Raw genomic sequence first — 15,055 nt, forward strand, 5'->3', positions numbered from 1 at the left:
TCGCGCCACGGGGCGGCAGATCGAAAAATCTTCATTTAAGGTGAATTAGTCTCGCATTCAGTCTCTATTGCACCCGGATTCGCGGTGCAATAGACTCACCCCATGCCTGTTTGCATTCTCTATCGACGCAGCCGCGCGGCCCGCCCGCGTTACTACCGCGTCGAGATCGCCTTCAACCTCTTCAACGAAGTCTCCGTTCTGCGCGAATGGGGTATTTCCGGCGGCAAACCGGTGTCGCGCATCGACCTCTTCGGCAACCTGCTCGATGCCTCACGGGCCGCCGACCGGTTTCGCAACCGCGCCCTGCGCCGTGGCTACAGCCGCAGCGACCGCGCGCTGATCAGTTCGTAAGCCGCGCCACCGCGCCAGCCAGAACCTCCAGCCCCGTCACCAGATCGGCCTCTGCCGTATCCTCGGCAAAGGCATGGCTGATGCCGTTGATCGACGGCACGAACAACATCGCCACCGGCATGTGCCGCGCCACGTTGGTGGCATCATGCAGCGCCCCCGAAGGCATCTCGCGCCACCGCCCCGCGGCCTGCCGCTCGGCGCTCTCGGCCAAGGCCCCGCGCAGCCGGTCATCCATCGCCACCGGCTCCAGCCCCAACATCGGCCCGAAACTCAAATCCAGCCCCCGCGCCCCGGCAACCTCCTCGGCAAGGCTGCGAATGATGTCCTCCATCTCCTGCAACCGCGCCGTCTCGGCGTCGCGCCACTGCATCGAGAACGTCACCTTGCCCGGCACAATAGAAGAAGCATTCGGATGCACGTTCACATGGCCAATGGTCCAGACCGTCTCCGGCGTGACCACCCCGGCCAGTGCCGCGTTCAACCGCGTGGCAAACTCCACCATCCCCTGAACCGCGTCCCGGCGCAGGTGCATCGGTGTGGTGCCCGCGTGATTCTGCTCGCCCTCAAGGGTGATCCGCATGTCACGAATACCCACGATGTCGGTCACCACACCAATCGTCTCACCCGCCTGATCCAGCCAGGGACCCTGCTCGATATGCATCTCGATAAAACCGGTGAACCGGCCCGGATCCACAAATTCCCCAGCCATATCCGCCATGGCGGCCCGCGCATCCGCAAACCGCACCCCGTCACGATCGGTCAGCGCATCCGCCGTCTCGAGCGGCAGGACGCCGCCCCAGATCGCGCTGCCCGTGGTCACGCCAAACCGGCCTTCCTCGTCCTGGAACGAGACCACCGACACCGCCGGCCCACCGGCCTCCTGCGCCGCGCGGGCGATCTCGAGCGCCGCAATCACCCCAAGCGCCCCGTCCAGCCATCCGCCTTCCGGCTGGCTGTCACTATGCGATCCCAACAACAAGGACGGCCCCTCGGCCAGTCCCCAGACCGACCCCACCGGATCAACATGCACCGACAGTCCCGCCGCCTGCATCCGGTCCATCAACCACCGTCGCGCCGCCACGTCCGGCTCGGAAAACGCCGGCCGCACCACGCCCTTGCCGACACCAGATGCCCCGAACTGCCGCAAGCCATGCAAATCCGCAAGAAACCGCGCCGAATCCACTTTCATGACCACACCCTCTCTTCAATGCGCCCCAAAATACTCCCGCCGGAGGCACCCGCAATCTCCGTAACAGTCGTGACTTAAGCTGCAGCTCCGAAAATATTCTCTCTATGGTATTTTAGAAACTCTGGGTGAGGATGATGCCGAGGGTTTCTAGGTAGAAACAACTTGCCGCCAGGAGCGATTAGCCGGCCTCGAACTTCAGACGAAACTTTGTTTTCGGAAACCAAAATCTCGAAGTTCTCCCCTACTGAAATGAGACCTCTGTCAAACATCCAATGGACAGTTCCTGAGAGCGCCAAACCGTTTATGACTATGTCGGGACCCTTGTCTTTGACTGGTCTGATATGCGCGGCCTGAACTTCAGCGCGACCACCTCCGTTCCTCAAGTCCAGACCGGATATTGCACAGCGTCCTTGATATGCGGCTTTGACCGCTCGGGCGAAAGACTGGTCTCGCGCCGGCCGGGACGTCAAAACTTCCTTTCGAAACTCTTGCAATAGCGGGCCGACAAACGGCGCCTGACCATCCGCGAAACCAGTGGAGCCTTGGGCATCAAACATTGCCTCGCGCGGTAATGCGTTCGGCCCTTCCAGTGGCTTCAAGCCCGCACTCACAATGGATGAAAACTCATCAAATGATATGCGACGAACCGCTGAAACGCTCGCACCACCGGACATTGCAGAGCCGTCATGACCTCTTAGACTGTGCTCATAGGCCAGCCCAAATGGATTGTTGCGTGGTACTGTTTGTTCAAATTCCCACTGGGTGCCTTCTTCAAAGACTGCAAAATAGTGGTTCGGCTTCGAAGGATCTTCGACAATCGCGTCAATCTTTACAACTGACGTGTAACCAAGAGCACCCTTTTTTCCTTCATAGATAATAACCCAATCACCTAGGCATTCTTCAACGCGACGAAGGTAAATCTTGGGAAAGTGGTAGGCGATGCCAGGGCGATCGTCGTAAATCGAAATTGGGTTTTGAATGAAAACTGAATTGGCCATAGGGCGATAGAACGCCCTATGGCTATGATTTTCAAGAGCTTATTCCGCCGCGATCTGGCCCTCGATCTTCTCGACCTTCACTGCCGAGAACTTGAACTCGGGGATCTTGCCATAAGGGTCCAGCGCCGGGTTGGTCAGGATGTTGGCGGCCGCTTCCACATAGGCGAACGGCACGAACACCATGTCCTCGGCAATCGCGCGGTCGGCGCGCGCCATGATCTCGATTGAGCCACGGCGGGTCGACAGGCGGATCATCTCGCCCGGCTCGATCCCCATCAGCTTGAGCGTGCGCGGGTTCAGCGAACAGTTCGCTTCCGGCTCGACCGCATCCAGCACCTTCGAGCGGCGGGTCATCGACCCGGTGTGCCAGTGTTCCAGCTGACGCCCGGTGGTCATGATCATCGGGAACTCTTCATCCGGCGCCTCATCCGGCGGGATCACCGAAGCCGGGGTAAAGCGGGCACGGCCCTCGGGACGCGGGAAGCCATCACCGAACACGATCGCCTGACCGGGATCGGTCTCGTGCAGCGACGGATAGGTGATGGTCTCGGTCTTGAGACGCTCCCAGGTGATGTTGTCGAGCGACTTCATGGTCTTCTTCATCTCGTCAAAGACCTGGCTCACATCGGTGTAATCCCAGTTCAGACCAATGCGCTGCGCCAGTTCGACCGTGATCGACCAGTCCTCGCGCGCCTCACCCGGAGGCGTCACCGCGGGCCGCACACGCTGCACTTGGCGGTTGGTGTTCGACACGGTGCCGTTCTTTTCATACAGCGCCGAGGCCGGCAGGATGATATCGGCATAGTTCGCCGTTTCGGTCAGGAAGATGTCCTGCACGATCATCAGCTCCAGCTTGGCAAAGGCATCCCGCGCGTGATCGGCGTCCGGGTCCGACATCGCCGGGTTCTCACCCTGGATGTACATGCCCTTGATGTTGCCGGCATAGGCCTGGTCCACGATCTCGGTCACGGTCAGGCCCTTCTCGTTCGAGAAGTCCTCCGACTCCCAGACCTGCGTGAACTTTTCGCGCACCTCGTCCGAGGTCACGGTTTGATAGTCCGGCAGGAACATCGGGATCAGGCCCGCGTCCGACGCGCCCTGTACGTTGTTCTGGCCGCGCAGCGGGTGCAGACCTGCCCCCGGCTTGCCGACATTGCCGGTCATAAGCGCCAGCGAGATCAGACAGCGCGAATTGTCAGTACCGTGGATGTGTTGCGATACGCCCATGCCCCAGAAAATCAGGCCTGCCTTGCCACCGGCAAAGGTGCGCGCCACGCGGCGCAGCTGCTCGGGGCTGACGCCGCAGATTTCCGACATCTTCTCCGGGGTGAACTGCTTCAGGTGCTCTTTCTCGGCGTCCCAATTCTCGGTCCAGCGGTGGATATACTGGCTGTCGTAGAGTTCTTCCTCGACGATCACGTTCATGATCGCGTTCAGCATCGACACGTCGGCACCGGGACGGAACTGAACCATCTCGGTTGCAAAACGACGCAGGCCCACACCGCGCGGATCCATCACGATCAGCTTGCCGCCACGCTTGGTGAACTGCTTGAAGTAGGTCGCGGCAACCGGGTGGTTCTCGATCGGGTTAGACCCGATCACGATGGCCACGTCGGCGTTTTCGATCTCGTTGAAGGTCGCGGTCACGGCGCCCGAACCCACGTTCTCGATCAGCGCCGCCACCGAAGAAGCGTGGCACAGGCGGGTGCAGTGGTCGACGTTGTTGTGCTTGAACCCCTGGCGGATGAACTTCTGGAAGAGATAGGCCTCTTCGTTGGTGCATTTCGCCGAGCCAAAGCCCGCCACCGAACGCGGATCTTCCTCGCGCAGCTTCATCAGGCCCTTGGCGGCCAGGTCCATCGCCTCTTCCCACGATGCTTCGCGGAAGTGGGTCGACAGGTTGCCCGGATCGACGTTCAGGCCCTTGGCCGGTGCGTCATCACGGCGGATCAGAGGCTTGGTCAGGCGGTGGGGGTGGTGGATATAGTCAAACCCGAAACGGCCTTTGACACAGAGGCGACCTTCGTTCGCCGGGCCATTGATGCCCTCGACATACTTGACCTTGCCGTCCTTCACCTTGAGCGACACCTTGCAGCCCACACCGCAGAACGGGCAGACGCTTTCGGTTTCGCTATCGTAATCCTTGCTGTCGCCAACCTGGACGTCATCCATCACCGTGGCCGGCATCAGCGCGCCGGTCGGGCAGGCCTGAACACATTCGCCACAGGCCACACAGGTCGACTGGCCCATCGGGTCCATGATGTCGAAAGTCGGATAGGCATCATGGCCACGGCCGGCCATGCCGATAACGTCGTTCACCTGCACTTCGCGGCAGGCCCGCACGCAGAGACCACAGGAAATACAGGCATCCAGGTTCACGCGCATCGCGACATGGCTGTCATCCAACAGCGGGATACGGCCCTCTTCCAGCTTCGGAAAACGGCTTTCCTCGACACCGTTCAGCTCGGCCATGTCCCAAAGATGGCTCGACTTGTCGTGCGCCTCTGCCTTCTCGGGCTGGTCCGCCACGAGCATTTCCATGACCATCTTGCGGGCACTGGTGGCGCGGGCGTTGTTGGTGGTGACCACCATGCCCTCCTGCGGCTCGCGGATACAGGAGGCGGCAAGGGTACGTTCGCCCTCGATCTCGACCATACAGGCGCGGCAGTTACCGTCAGGGCGATAGCCCGGCGCAGGCTTGTGGCACAGATGCGGAATGACCAGACCACGGCCGTTGGCGACTTCCCAGATGGTCTCTCCGGGGTTGGCTTCGACGGTTTCCCCGTCCAGCGTGAATTTGATGGTTTCGGACATGCGTGTCTCCATGGATTCCGCGCCACCATACCCCAGCGTCGCGCTTGGCCGAGTCGCTCAATCCGACAGGCCGGGGTATATTTGCGCCAAGCGGCACACCTTTGCACACCGGAAATTCCGATGCGTCACGCGGCACTTGGCGGCGCATTTGCCCTTTCCGCGCGTCGCCCGCTGGCTTAGGCAAGGGGCATAGTCAAAGGATATCCCGATGCCCCACATTACACTTGTTCGCCACGGTCAGGCCAACACCGATGCCCGCGATGAAATCTCCTATGACCGCCTGTCCGACCTCGGCCATCAACAGGCGCGCTGGCTGGGGGCGCATATGGAGGCCACGGGGGACCGGTTTCAACGTGTGTATTGCGGCACGCTGACCCGCCATATTGAGACCGCCAGCAGCATGGGGGCCGAGGCCCACGCGACCATCGTCCGCGACGAACGTCTCAATGAATTCACCTACTTCACCCTGTCCCAGCTGATGGAAGAACAGCACGGCCTGTCGGTCCCGTCCGAGCGCGAAGGCTTTGTCGAACACCTGCCAACCGTGCTGGGCGCATGGGAACGTGGAGAGATCGAAGGCGCGCCGGAAACCTATGCCCAGTTCGAATCGCGGGTCCGCGATGTCATGGCCGAAATTGCCGCCGGTCAGGGCCGCGCACTGGTGGTCACGTCGGGGGGGCTGATCGGCATGGTCCTGCGCCAGACCCTGTCTCTTGATGTGCAGGGCTGGGCCAAGATGTGCCTCGCGATCATGAACACCTCGGTGCATCGCTGGCAGATGGTGCTGGAGCAACCGCTGCTGGTTCAGTTCAACGGCGTTGCCCACCTCGAAGCGCCGGATCGCCAATACGCCCAGACCCACCTCTGAGCCGCAGGCACCAAGGGGCAAACCCCGTCAGGGGGTCTGCCCGTGTCTTTCAGATGCGCCGCTAAAGGGCTTGATCAGGCTGCCTTGTCGGCGAAATCGCGATGGATGTATTTGCAATCGCAATAGGGGCATTCGACAAACCCCTCTTCGGCGGGAATTTGCAGGTAGACGCGGGGATGGCCAAGCGCGCCTTCGCCGCCGTCACAGGCCACCTTGTAGCTGTCTACGATCTTGGTTTCGGGCGCTTCAGTCGTCATTGCCTATCGTCCTTCTGATGTCGTTCCGGTTGTTCATTCGCACCGGTTTCGTTATGCGCGAATATGAGCGATCAAAGCCCCGGGAGCAAGAGCAGCCATGACGCAGAACGCCATCGAGATTCGCGGCCTGAAAAAGACCTACCGTGGCAGCAAGGGAGAACCCGAGAAACACGCTCTCAAGGGCATCGACCTTGATATTCCCGCCGGGTCGATCTTTGGCCTGCTGGGCCCCAATGGTGCCGGAAAGTCGACCATGATCAACATCATGGCCGGTCTTGTCACCAAAAGCGCGGGCAGCGTGAACATCTGGGGGTTCGACCAGGACCAGAACCCGCGCCAATCGCGGGCCGCCATCGGCGTCATGCCACAGGAGCTGAACCTCGACCCGTTCTTCTCTCCCCGAGGCGCGCTGGAAGTGCAGGCCGGACTGTACGGTGTCCCGAAATCTCAACGCCGCTCTGACGAGATCCTCGAAATGATCGGCCTTTCCGACAAGGCCGAGGCCTATGCCCGCACCCTGTCTGGAGGCATGCGTCGTCGCCTTTTGCTGGGCAAGGCGCTGGTCCACCATCCGCAGATCCTCGTGCTCGACGAACCCACGGCGGGCGTCGACATCGAATTGCGCCAAATGCTCTGGACCAACATCCGCAAGCTGAACCGCGACCGCGGCATGACCATCATCCTCACCACCCACTATCTCGAGGAAGCCGAGGAAATGTGTGACGAGATCGCCATCATCAACCACGGCGAACTGGTGGCCCGCGACAGTACGCGCAATCTTCTGGGCCAGATCGACCGCAAGACCATGGTGATCGACCCGATGGACCGCCCCGAGACCCTGCCCGAGATAGAAGGCCTGAGCGCCTGCCGCCGCGACGATGGCACCCTCGCCTTCAGTTACGAGGCCAGCAAGATCACCGCCGAAGCCGTGCTCGAAGCCGTCCACAGCGCCGGTATCCGCATCCGTGACGTGAAAACCGAACAGGCCGATCTCGAAGACGTCTTCCTGTCCCTCACCTCAAGCCGCTGACACAACAGCCGATCATTGCAGCCCGGCGGTGCCGCCGGGCGTCCCCCTATCGGCTCGTTAGATCGGAAAATGATTGCCCGCTTTCCCGCGCGATCAATCCGCGAAAAGGTGTTGTGTCTTCGCAAGTTTCTCTGCCGCCTCGTCATTGATCGACAGGAACTCTTTCAAAGCCGCAACGTGGTCCGCCACATCGTCGCCTTCGCGCATCCGCACGTGGTTTTCGAAGTTTGCATCGCGAATGCGGTCGCCTTCCAGAACAATATCCTGACGGATGGTCGGCAACAGGCGCTGGATCGTCTCGGCCGGGGTCTGCGATCCCGCCAGACCAATCCGCGAGGCATGGCCGACGAGGTACTCATCGGAAAATTTGCACTCAAGCTCAAGCAGACGCGTGCCGGAGCGGTCGCCAAAGAAGTCATAGAGCAAGTCCACCGACGAGGGATCAAGACAGATCACCAGCCGGTTGGTATCGAAATAGTCAAACAGCATCCGCATCAGCGCCCGGCGGTGGCGCGTCCGCTTGCCCAGCGTGGCCTGAATGCCGCCAAGATCGGGCAGTGGCGTGCTTTCTTCGTTGAACAGATAGGCAATCGCCGCCAGCCCCGTGGTCTGGGCGATATTCTCGGTCAGCCGCTTGGCGACGTGCCACTTCTTGCAGACGATGATCAGCAATTCGCGGTCCCGCCCAAGCGTCGATTCCGTCTCCCAGAACCGCGAGGCAAACCGCCGCCCGATCCGGCCGCGACCGGTCAGGAACTTGAACAGGCTCGGCCCTTCCGCCGAAATCTGGAACCGCACGTCCTTGGCGGTAAACAGATCGGCCAGCCGCTGCTTGAGGTCCAGCGCCTCGGGGCTGATCTTGCGGGCAAACAGGTAGTCCTGACTCAGCAACAGGTCATAGTGATCGTTGTAGAAGGTCAGCGGCATCCCGTAATCGGTGAACATCAGGAAGGTCAGCGTGCGGGTGCGGATTTCCCGTTCGGGCACAAGGTGGCGCACGATGGTCTGGAAAAACGTCTCATCGGGAATCCAGGTCGTGCGGAAGAACCGCATCACATCCTTGCGCTTGCGGGTGAACTCCAGCACCGCCTCGATGGTCTGGCGCCGCAGACACCACCATTGCGATCCGATCTGCACCTGGATGTCCGGCGGGATCTCGCGCGTCAGGCCAAGACGTTTCTGAAGATTGTAGGAGGCATAGAACCGCCGTTTCTGGGTCCGTTCGTTGAACCAGTGACGATAGATCAGGCGATCCATCTTCATCCCGGTCTTGATCCAGTCGCTTTCGATGAAATCAAAACTCTCGATCACGTCGCAGTCGTTGTCATCGAGATAGTCATGGATATAGTCCGCCGTCTTGATCGGCTGGCAATCGCCCGACAGCATGTAGAAATGGGTGGCACGCGGAAAGGCCTCGACCGCGGCTTCGACGGCATAAAGCGTGGCCTCTACAAGCGACCATTCACCCCAGCCGCACTTGATCCGCTTGGTCGCATAGGCCACGTTCGGATTGTCGGCGAGACCGTCCTGGATGAGCTGAAAATACTCTTTCTTGGCGCGCGCGTCGAAGTGGATCGAAATATAATCCCCCGCCGCAGTCAGCATCTGAGCTTGCTTTACGATCGCCTCGGGGTCCTTATGACACAGAAGAATAAAGGCGATTTTTGCCATATTGGAAACCAACACCCCGTTTTACATTGATTGTTTATCTCAATAATGCTGAACGGACGTTGAATAAACAGACTTTCTTTGCTTTTTTACGGGCAAACCAAACTGTGGCCGAAATGTCCGGATCACGGTGATACTGGAGGCAATTGAGATATGGGCTTTCCCGGCACCTGGATGACCGAAAGCGAAAGCGTGGTTTACCGCGTTGTTCCCAAATGCGCGTGTTCGACCATCGGTCAGATCATGTATTATTCCGATCACGGCGAATTTTTTGACGGCGATATTCACGATGCCACCGGCGGCATGCACAAGTGGGCCATCGACGCGAGCCAGGATCCGATCACGCGCAACGTGCAGTCACACGGCTCTTACGCCTTCACCTGCGTGCGCAACCCCTATACCCGCATCCTGTCGTCCTTCTTCGACAAGATCTGCGGCATCCAGCGCAACGGCAAACGTTACCGCGGCAATCTCGTGCCGATGCTGATCCAGAAATACGGCATCGAGGTCGGTGGCGATGACGGCAAGCAGGAGTTCGACCAGATCAAGAGCTTCCGCCGCTTCCTGCTGTTCGCCCGCGACACCATCCGCTGGCGTCGCCCGATGGACCCCGACATCCACTGGTCGGCCATGTCCGGCCACGTCTCGACCTTCATCGTGAACGGCGGGCGGTACGACAACATCTTCTGGACCGAAAAGTTCAACGACGGCATGCAATCGGTGCTGGACGCCATCGACACCAAGGCCGAGGTCGACATCAACGCCATCCCGCGATTCAACGAATCCGAAGGCCACGGCCCCAAGCGTGCCCACCCGGTTGAAGACTATTTCGACGACCTGTCGATGCATCTGGTCTACGAAATCTACAAACGCGATTTCGATCTGTTCAAATACGATTTCGAAGACCCGTCCAACAAGATGCCGATCGGCGAGATCGACCTTGAAGAAGTCCACGCAAAGCTGGGCGACTAAGGCCCCGTAGTCAGGAAGACCACCATGAAAGCACGGATCAAATGGGCCGAGGGCCGCAGCTTTGTCGGCACCTCGGGCACGGGCCACAGCATCGTTCTGGGCACCAGCCACGGCGAAGGCGGCACCCCCGGCCCGAGCCCGATGGAGCTTTTGCTGCTCGGCACCGCGGGCTGTTCGGCCTATGACGTGGTGTCGATCCTCGAGAAACAGCGCCAGCGCATCGAGGACGTGCAGGTCGAGGTTGACGCCGACCGCGCCGAGACCGACCCCAAGGTCTTTACCCGCATCCACCTGCATTTCATCGTCAAGGGCCGTGGTGTCGGTGAAGCCCAGGTCGAAAAGGCCATCGCGCTTTCGGTCGACAAGTATTGCTCGGCCTCGGCCATGATGGCGGCCACGGCAGAGGTTACTCACGACTTTGAAGTGGTGGACACCGAGTAAGCCCCGCGAGAAAGGGGCTCTGCCCCTCGCCCTGCGGGCTCACCCCGGGGTATTTTTCCAAGAAGAAGACAGGGGCGCTTAGAGCAGCCCCTTGTCGCGGAACAGGGCCTGAAGGTTGCGGTCGGCGCGCGGGCCCATGTGGCGGATCACTTCGCCGGCCACGGTACAGCCCATCTCTCCACAGGTGCGGATGTCGGCGCCGGTGGCGAGGCCAAACAGGAAACCGGCGGCAAAACCGTCGCCGGCACCGGTGGCATCCACCGGGATGATCTTTTCGACCGGCACGTCGACCCGAACACCGTTCTGGATGATCGAGACGCCATCGCCCGAGCGGGTACAGGCCACAAGCGGGCAGATCGCGGCGGTTTTCTCGAGCGCCGCTTCGAGGTCATCGGTCTCGAACAGCGATTTGATCTCGTCCTCGTTGCCGATGACATAGTCCAGCTCGTGTTCGATCAGCATCAGGAAATCGGTGCGGTGCCGCTCGACACAGAAGGGATCGGAAATCGCGATCCCCGCCTTGCCGCCCGCGGCGCGGCAGGCCCGGGCCATCGCGATAAAGGCTTCCTTGCCCTTGTCCTTGTCGAACAGATAGCCCTCGAGGAAGACAATCTCGGTATCGGCGGCCACGGCGGCGTCCACGTCCTCGGGGCCAAGTTCGGCGGAAATGCCAAGGTAGGTGTTCATCGATCGCTCGCCATCGGGCGAGACGAAGATCATCGAGCGCGAGGTCGGCAGTTCGCCGCCCGCCACCGGCGGGTTCACGAAACGGGTGCCGTCCATCTCCATCGCGTCGGCATAGAAATGGCCCAGCGCGTCATCATGCACACGCCCGACAAAGCCGGTTTTCAGACCCAACTTGCCGATCCCCGCCAGCGTGTTTGCGACCGAACCACCGGCGGCCTGCTTGCGGTTGTCCATCGCGCCGTAAAGCACCTCGGCGCGGTCCTTCTCGACCAGCTGCATGATGCCCTTTTCGATGCCCATCATCTCAAGGAAAGTGTCTTCCGCCGTGGTCAGCACATCCACGATGGCGTTGCCGATGCCGACAACCTTGTAGGTCTTGCTCATAGGTTCTTGTCCTCAAACATGCAGAGATCACGGATGAGACAGGTGCCGCACAGGGGTTTGCGCGCCTTGCAGACATAGCGTCCGTGCAGAATCATCCAGTGGTGAGCGTGGAGTTGGAAATCCACAGGTATATTGTCTTCGATGGCGCGTTCAACCGCGACCACGTCCTTGCCCGGACACACGCCCGAGCGGTTGCCGAACCGGTAGATATGGGTGTCCACGGCCTGTGCCGGATAGTGCCACCACATGTTCAGCACCACGTTTGCCGTCTTGCGCCCGACGCCTGGCAGGCTCTCGAGCGCGGCCCGCGAACAGGGAACTTCACCGCCGTATTGTTCAACAAGGATGCGCGACAGCTTGATGACGTTCTTTGCCTTGTTCCGGTAGAGACCGATCGTCTTGATGTGTTCGATCACCCCTTCTTCGCCCAGCGCCAGCATCTTGTCGGGCGTGTCGGCGATCTTGAACAGTTCGGCCGTGGCGCGGTTCACGCCCTTGTCGGTGGCTTGCGCAGACAGGGCCACCGCCACCACCAGCGTAAAGGCGTTGACGTGGTCCAGCTCGCCCTTGGGCTCGGCTTCGGCTGCCTGGAACCGCGTAAAGATCTCGCGGATTGTATGATAATCAATTTGCTTGGCCATGTGTGCGGTATGCCCTTTGCCGGTTGACCCGGCAAGGGGCAATGCACGGCTCAGGGTTTCCAGCCGGGTCCGGAGAACAGATAGTGCCAGACTTCACGCCCCGCTTTCGCGCGTCGCAGATCACGCACCAGCGCCGGGATTTCCGAGAACCACACCTTGATCGGGTTCTGGCTGTCGAAATCGGTGGTCAGCCCATAGCGCGGCCGCTCTTCTTCCACCTGGAAGGTGTTGAACAGGCGATCCCAGATGATGGTGATGCCACCATAGTTGCGATCAAGGTACTTAGCATCGCTGCCGTGATGCACCCGGTGGTGCGACGGGGTGTTCAGCACCCACTCCAACGGACCCAGTTTGCCGATCAGCTCGGTGTGCAGCCAGGTCTGGTAGGCCAGCACCACGAGGGCCGATCCAAGGACCACTTCAGGGCTGAACCCGATCAGGACCATGGGCACATGGGCGATCAGCGACCACAGACTTTCCAGCGGGCCAAACCGGATGCCGGTGATGATGTTATAATCCCGCGAGGAATGATGCACCGCGTGCTGTGTCCACAGCAGGCGCACCTCGTGGGCGATCCGGTGCTCCCAGTAATAGGTGAAATCGGCCAGCGCGATGGCGGCCACAACCGTCACCCAGGTGGTCGGGATCTGCCAAGATATGAACGTCGCGCTCAGCACGAACAGAACCCCGTAGGCAAAGGTCATCAGCGTGATCTCGATCAGCAGATAGGGGATCTGCGTCGAAGCGCTGGCGATCATCTCAAAGAATGTCTTGCGGCGGAAAGTGCCCTTGAAGGCGGCCTCGGCGATCTCGATCAACAGGATGGCCGCGCCGATCAGAAAGAACACCTCGTCGATCTGGGTGGCCAGAGTGGTAAAGGTTTCGGATGTCATGCCGTGCCTCCCCGTACGCCGGATTGAAGGGTGCGCCAGGCCAGCGCCGCTGCCTGTCGATGGGTTGCCTCACCGTCGCGCACCATGGTCCACGCGGCGAACAGCAGGTTTTCATAGGCCTGCACGATCCAGGGCGTCGGCACATCCTGTGCAAACCCGCCTTCGGCCTTGGCCTCTTCAACAGCTTCGGCAAGCTCGAGCGCGTCGCGTTTTCGCGCCTCGGCAATCGACGGCACGTTGTCCAGCGGCTCTTTCTCGAGGAACATCTGCCGTTCGGCCAGAGGGATCATCGCCTCAAGCGCAAGGCGCAGGCCCTCGGTATAGCTGGTGGCGTTCTTGGTCGCGGCCTCGACAGCCGCGTCCAGCTCTTCCATCGCCCGATGCGCAAGCGCGATCATCAGGTCCTCGCGGCCCTTGAAATGGCGATGCAGGGTGGCACGGCCAACACCGGCGGCCTCGGCCACATCGGCAAGGGTGGCGGTGGGTTTCGCCGCAAAGACAGCAAAGCCCGCTTCGATTATGGATGTTTCTGTTTTACTCATCATGATACACAAATGTCTCATTCGAGACAAAAATGTCAATAATACGCAAAGCAAAACCGTGCAAAGCACGGTAATCAAAGGTTATTTTTTCAAACTTGCGCGGCGGCTGTCTACTCCAGCGGCAGCACAAACACCGTGTCAGACCACCCATCAAGATTGCAGCGCGCCCGGATGTGCACCGTTTTGAGCCCCTCCGGAACCACCACGCCCGACAAGGAGCGCGTAAAGGGTTGTTCGGTCACATGGGGATGCAGCAACTCGCGCACCCCAAGCACCTCACCCTCGGGCGTTTCCACCCGCCAGCCATCGGCATAGTGCTCCCATCCCGTGTCCGGGTGGCTTAGCGTCACGTCATAGCGCCATCCCGACCCCGCCTTCTGCGCCTTCGCGGACTCGACAACGGGAAACTCCGCCAACGCGGGCGTGGCTAAAAGAAGAAAAGGGATCAGGTATCGCATGGCCCCACCATACGGCAGGCCATGCGGCTCACAAGTCACGCTTGCGTGTCTTTGTCTCGTGCCTGGGCCTTTAGCATCGCTTCGATCTCGCCCAGACGGTTCAGCACCTCGTCACGGTAGGTATCGGTGCGCTCGTCCGCCTCGGCGTGGTGTGCATCCTGCATCGAGTTCACCACCAGACCCACCACGAGGTTCAGGATGATAAAGGTCGTGGCAAGGATGAAGGGCACGAAAAACGCCCAGGCGTAGGGCGCAACCTCCATCACCGGGCGAACGATCCCCATCGACCAGCTTTCCAGCGTCATGATCTGGAACAGCGAATACATCGACTGGCCAAGGGTGCCGAACCACTCAGGGAACAACTCGCCAAACAGCTTGGTCGCCATCACCGCGCCGATATAGAAGATCAGCCCCATCAGAAGGAACACCGATCCCATCCCCGGCAGGGCGTTGATCAGCCCCTCGATCACGCGGCGCAGCGACGGTGCAACCGACACCACCCGCAACAGACGCAGGATACGCATCGCCCGCAGCACCGAAAGCCCTTGGGCCGCTGGCACAAGAGACACCGCCACGATGATGAAGTCGAAGATGTTCCAACCGTCTCGCCAGAACCGCATCCGGTGCACGAACAGCTTGGCCACGATCTCGACCACGAAAATCGTCAGACAGATCACGTCAAGGAAATGGATCAGCCCGCCAACCTGCGCCATCACGGCGGGCGAAGTTTCCAACCCAAGGATGATCGCGTTGAACAGGATCACGCCAAGGATGACATTGCGGACAATCGCGCGATCCAGAACCGCACCAATGCGGTCGCGCAAGCTCGAAACGGGGGAATCAGGGGCCTGTGTCATGGGGC

The 15,055-nt window shown here is 60.5% G+C and carries 16 protein-coding genes; 5 read left to right on the plus strand and 11 right to left on the minus strand.

The annotated features are described in order from the left end of the window. The first annotated feature begins 102 nt into the window (after positions 1–102). Positions 103–351, plus strand: coding sequence for a WGR domain-containing protein (locus tag ABWV42_RS15495; RefSeq protein WP_353340967.1), 249 nt, complete (start codon positions 103–105; stop codon positions 349–351). Here ABWV42_RS15495 and ABWV42_RS15500 read toward each other — a convergent pair. The 3 genes from ABWV42_RS15500 to fdhF all read right to left on the minus strand — a co-directional run bounded on the left by ABWV42_RS15500 (position 341) and on the right by fdhF (position 5,352). Next, entirely contained in the window at positions 341–1,540 is a 1,200-nt protein-coding gene (locus ABWV42_RS15500) for a hydantoinase/carbamoylase family amidase (protein ID WP_353340968.1), read from the minus strand. The genes ABWV42_RS15495 and ABWV42_RS15500 overlap by 11 nt on opposite strands. A gap of 74 nt (positions 1,541–1,614) precedes the next feature. Then, positions 1,615–2,538, minus strand: a complete 924-nt coding sequence (locus ABWV42_RS15505; protein ID WP_255108934.1) for an HNH endonuclease — start codon at positions 2,536–2,538, stop codon at positions 1,615–1,617. Positions 2,539–2,577: 39 nt separating this feature from the next. Continuing rightward, positions 2,578–5,352 (minus strand): formate dehydrogenase subunit alpha, encoded by a 2,775-nt coding sequence (fdhF, locus tag ABWV42_RS15510; RefSeq protein WP_353340970.1) that lies wholly within the window; start codon positions 5,350–5,352, stop codon positions 2,578–2,580. Positions 5,353–5,560: 208 nt separating this feature from the next. On the opposite strand from fdhF, the gene ABWV42_RS15515 reads away from it, so the two are divergent. After that, positions 5,561–6,220, plus strand: a complete 660-nt coding sequence (locus ABWV42_RS15515; RefSeq protein WP_353340971.1) for a histidine phosphatase family protein — start codon at positions 5,561–5,563, stop codon at positions 6,218–6,220. A 74-nt stretch (positions 6,221–6,294) separates the two neighbouring features. On the opposite strand, the gene ABWV42_RS15520 is transcribed toward ABWV42_RS15515, so the two are convergent. Next, a complete protein-coding gene (locus ABWV42_RS15520) occupies positions 6,295–6,477 on the minus strand; it encodes a zinc-finger domain-containing protein (RefSeq protein WP_255108939.1) in 183 nt (60 codons plus the stop codon). Between the two features lie 97 nt (positions 6,478–6,574). Here ABWV42_RS15520 and ABWV42_RS15525 point away from each other — a divergent pair, with 97 nt between their 5' ends. Continuing rightward, positions 6,575–7,507 (plus strand): ABC transporter ATP-binding protein, encoded by a 933-nt coding sequence (locus tag ABWV42_RS15525; RefSeq protein WP_353340972.1) that lies wholly within the window; start codon positions 6,575–6,577, stop codon positions 7,505–7,507. 93 nt (positions 7,508–7,600) lie between these two features. On the opposite strand, the gene ABWV42_RS15530 is transcribed toward ABWV42_RS15525, so the two are convergent. Further along, complete coding sequence (locus tag ABWV42_RS15530; RefSeq protein ID WP_353340973.1) at positions 7,601–9,178, minus strand: DUF5928 domain-containing protein; 1,578 nt, start codon at positions 9,176–9,178, stop codon at positions 7,601–7,603. Between the two features lie 150 nt (positions 9,179–9,328). On the opposite strand from ABWV42_RS15530, the gene ABWV42_RS15535 reads away from it, so the two are divergent. Beyond that, positions 9,329–10,147 carry a sulfotransferase family protein gene (locus ABWV42_RS15535; protein WP_255108945.1) on the plus strand — a complete coding sequence of 273 codons (819 nt, stop codon included), beginning with the start codon at positions 9,329–9,331 and terminating at the stop codon, positions 10,145–10,147. Positions 10,148–10,171: 24 nt separating this feature from the next. Further along, positions 10,172–10,588 carry an OsmC family protein gene (locus ABWV42_RS15540; RefSeq protein ID WP_353340974.1) on the plus strand — a complete coding sequence of 139 codons (417 nt, stop codon included), beginning with the start codon at positions 10,172–10,174 and terminating at the stop codon, positions 10,586–10,588. A gap of 78 nt (positions 10,589–10,666) precedes the next feature. On the opposite strand, the gene ABWV42_RS15545 is transcribed toward ABWV42_RS15540, so the two are convergent. The 6 genes from ABWV42_RS15545 to ABWV42_RS15570 form a co-directional block, all read right to left on the minus strand. Next, positions 10,667–11,659 carry an adenosine kinase gene (locus ABWV42_RS15545; RefSeq protein WP_353340975.1) on the minus strand — a complete coding sequence of 331 codons (993 nt, stop codon included), beginning with the start codon at positions 11,657–11,659 and terminating at the stop codon, positions 10,667–10,669. Beyond that, positions 11,656–12,300 (minus strand): endonuclease III, encoded by a 645-nt coding sequence (gene nth, locus ABWV42_RS15550; RefSeq protein WP_353340976.1) that lies wholly within the window; start codon positions 12,298–12,300, stop codon positions 11,656–11,658. The genes ABWV42_RS15545 and nth overlap by 4 nt, the downstream gene beginning before the upstream one ends. A 50-nt stretch (positions 12,301–12,350) precedes the next feature. Beyond that, positions 12,351–13,193, minus strand: coding sequence for a sterol desaturase family protein (locus ABWV42_RS15555; protein WP_353340977.1), 843 nt, complete (start codon positions 13,191–13,193; stop codon positions 12,351–12,353). Further along, positions 13,190–13,738 carry a TetR/AcrR family transcriptional regulator gene (locus ABWV42_RS15560; protein ID WP_353340978.1) on the minus strand — a complete coding sequence of 183 codons (549 nt, stop codon included), beginning with the start codon at positions 13,736–13,738 and terminating at the stop codon, positions 13,190–13,192. Before ABWV42_RS15560 ends, ABWV42_RS15555 begins: the two co-directional genes overlap by 4 nt. 107 nt (positions 13,739–13,845) lie before the next feature. Then, a complete protein-coding gene (locus ABWV42_RS15565; RefSeq protein ID WP_353340979.1) occupies positions 13,846–14,193 on the minus strand; it encodes a hypothetical protein in 348 nt (115 codons plus the stop codon). Between the two features lie 35 nt (positions 14,194–14,228). Further along, positions 14,229–15,050 (minus strand): ion transporter, encoded by an 822-nt coding sequence (locus ABWV42_RS15570; RefSeq protein WP_353340980.1) that lies wholly within the window; start codon positions 15,048–15,050, stop codon positions 14,229–14,231. Positions 15,051–15,055: the final 5 nt, after the last annotated feature.

The sequence above is a fragment of the Pelagimonas sp. KU-00592-HH genome (assembly GCF_040369695.1).
Taxonomy (GTDB): Bacteria; Pseudomonadota; Alphaproteobacteria; order Rhodobacterales; family Rhodobacteraceae; genus Shimia.

Coding starts and splice junctions, on each gene's coding strand:
- ABWV42_RS15495 (WP_353340967.1), top strand. CDS start 103: ATGCCTGTTTGCATTCTCTATCGACGCAGCCGCGCGGCCCGCCCGCGT.
- ABWV42_RS15500 (WP_353340968.1), bottom strand. CDS start 1,540: ATGAAAGTGGATTCGGCGCGGTTTCTTGCGGATTTGCATGGCTTGCGG.
- ABWV42_RS15505 (WP_255108934.1), bottom strand. CDS start 2,538: ATGGCCAATTCAGTTTTCATTCAAAACCCAATTTCGATTTACGACGAT.
- fdhF (WP_353340970.1), bottom strand. CDS start 5,352: ATGTCCGAAACCATCAAATTCACGCTGGACGGGGAAACCGTCGAAGCC.
- ABWV42_RS15515 (WP_353340971.1), top strand. CDS start 5,561: ATGCCCCACATTACACTTGTTCGCCACGGTCAGGCCAACACCGATGCC.
- ABWV42_RS15520 (WP_255108939.1), bottom strand. CDS start 6,477: ATGACGACTGAAGCGCCCGAAACCAAGATCGTAGACAGCTACAAGGTG.
- ABWV42_RS15525 (WP_353340972.1), top strand. CDS start 6,575: ATGACGCAGAACGCCATCGAGATTCGCGGCCTGAAAAAGACCTACCGT.
- ABWV42_RS15530 (WP_353340973.1), bottom strand. CDS start 9,178: ATGGCAAAAATCGCCTTTATTCTTCTGTGTCATAAGGACCCCGAGGCG.
- ABWV42_RS15535 (WP_255108945.1), top strand. CDS start 9,329: ATGGGCTTTCCCGGCACCTGGATGACCGAAAGCGAAAGCGTGGTTTAC.
- ABWV42_RS15540 (WP_353340974.1), top strand. CDS start 10,172: ATGAAAGCACGGATCAAATGGGCCGAGGGCCGCAGCTTTGTCGGCACC.
- ABWV42_RS15545 (WP_353340975.1), bottom strand. CDS start 11,659: ATGAGCAAGACCTACAAGGTTGTCGGCATCGGCAACGCCATCGTGGAT.
- nth (WP_353340976.1), bottom strand. CDS start 12,300: ATGGCCAAGCAAATTGATTATCATACAATCCGCGAGATCTTTACGCGG.
- ABWV42_RS15555 (WP_353340977.1), bottom strand. CDS start 13,193: ATGACATCCGAAACCTTTACCACTCTGGCCACCCAGATCGACGAGGTG.
- ABWV42_RS15560 (WP_353340978.1), bottom strand. CDS start 13,738: ATGATGAGTAAAACAGAAACATCCATAATCGAAGCGGGCTTTGCTGTC.
- ABWV42_RS15565 (WP_353340979.1), bottom strand. CDS start 14,193: ATGCGATACCTGATCCCTTTTCTTCTTTTAGCCACGCCCGCGTTGGCG.
- ABWV42_RS15570 (WP_353340980.1), bottom strand. CDS start 15,050: ATGACACAGGCCCCTGATTCCCCCGTTTCGAGCTTGCGCGACCGCATT.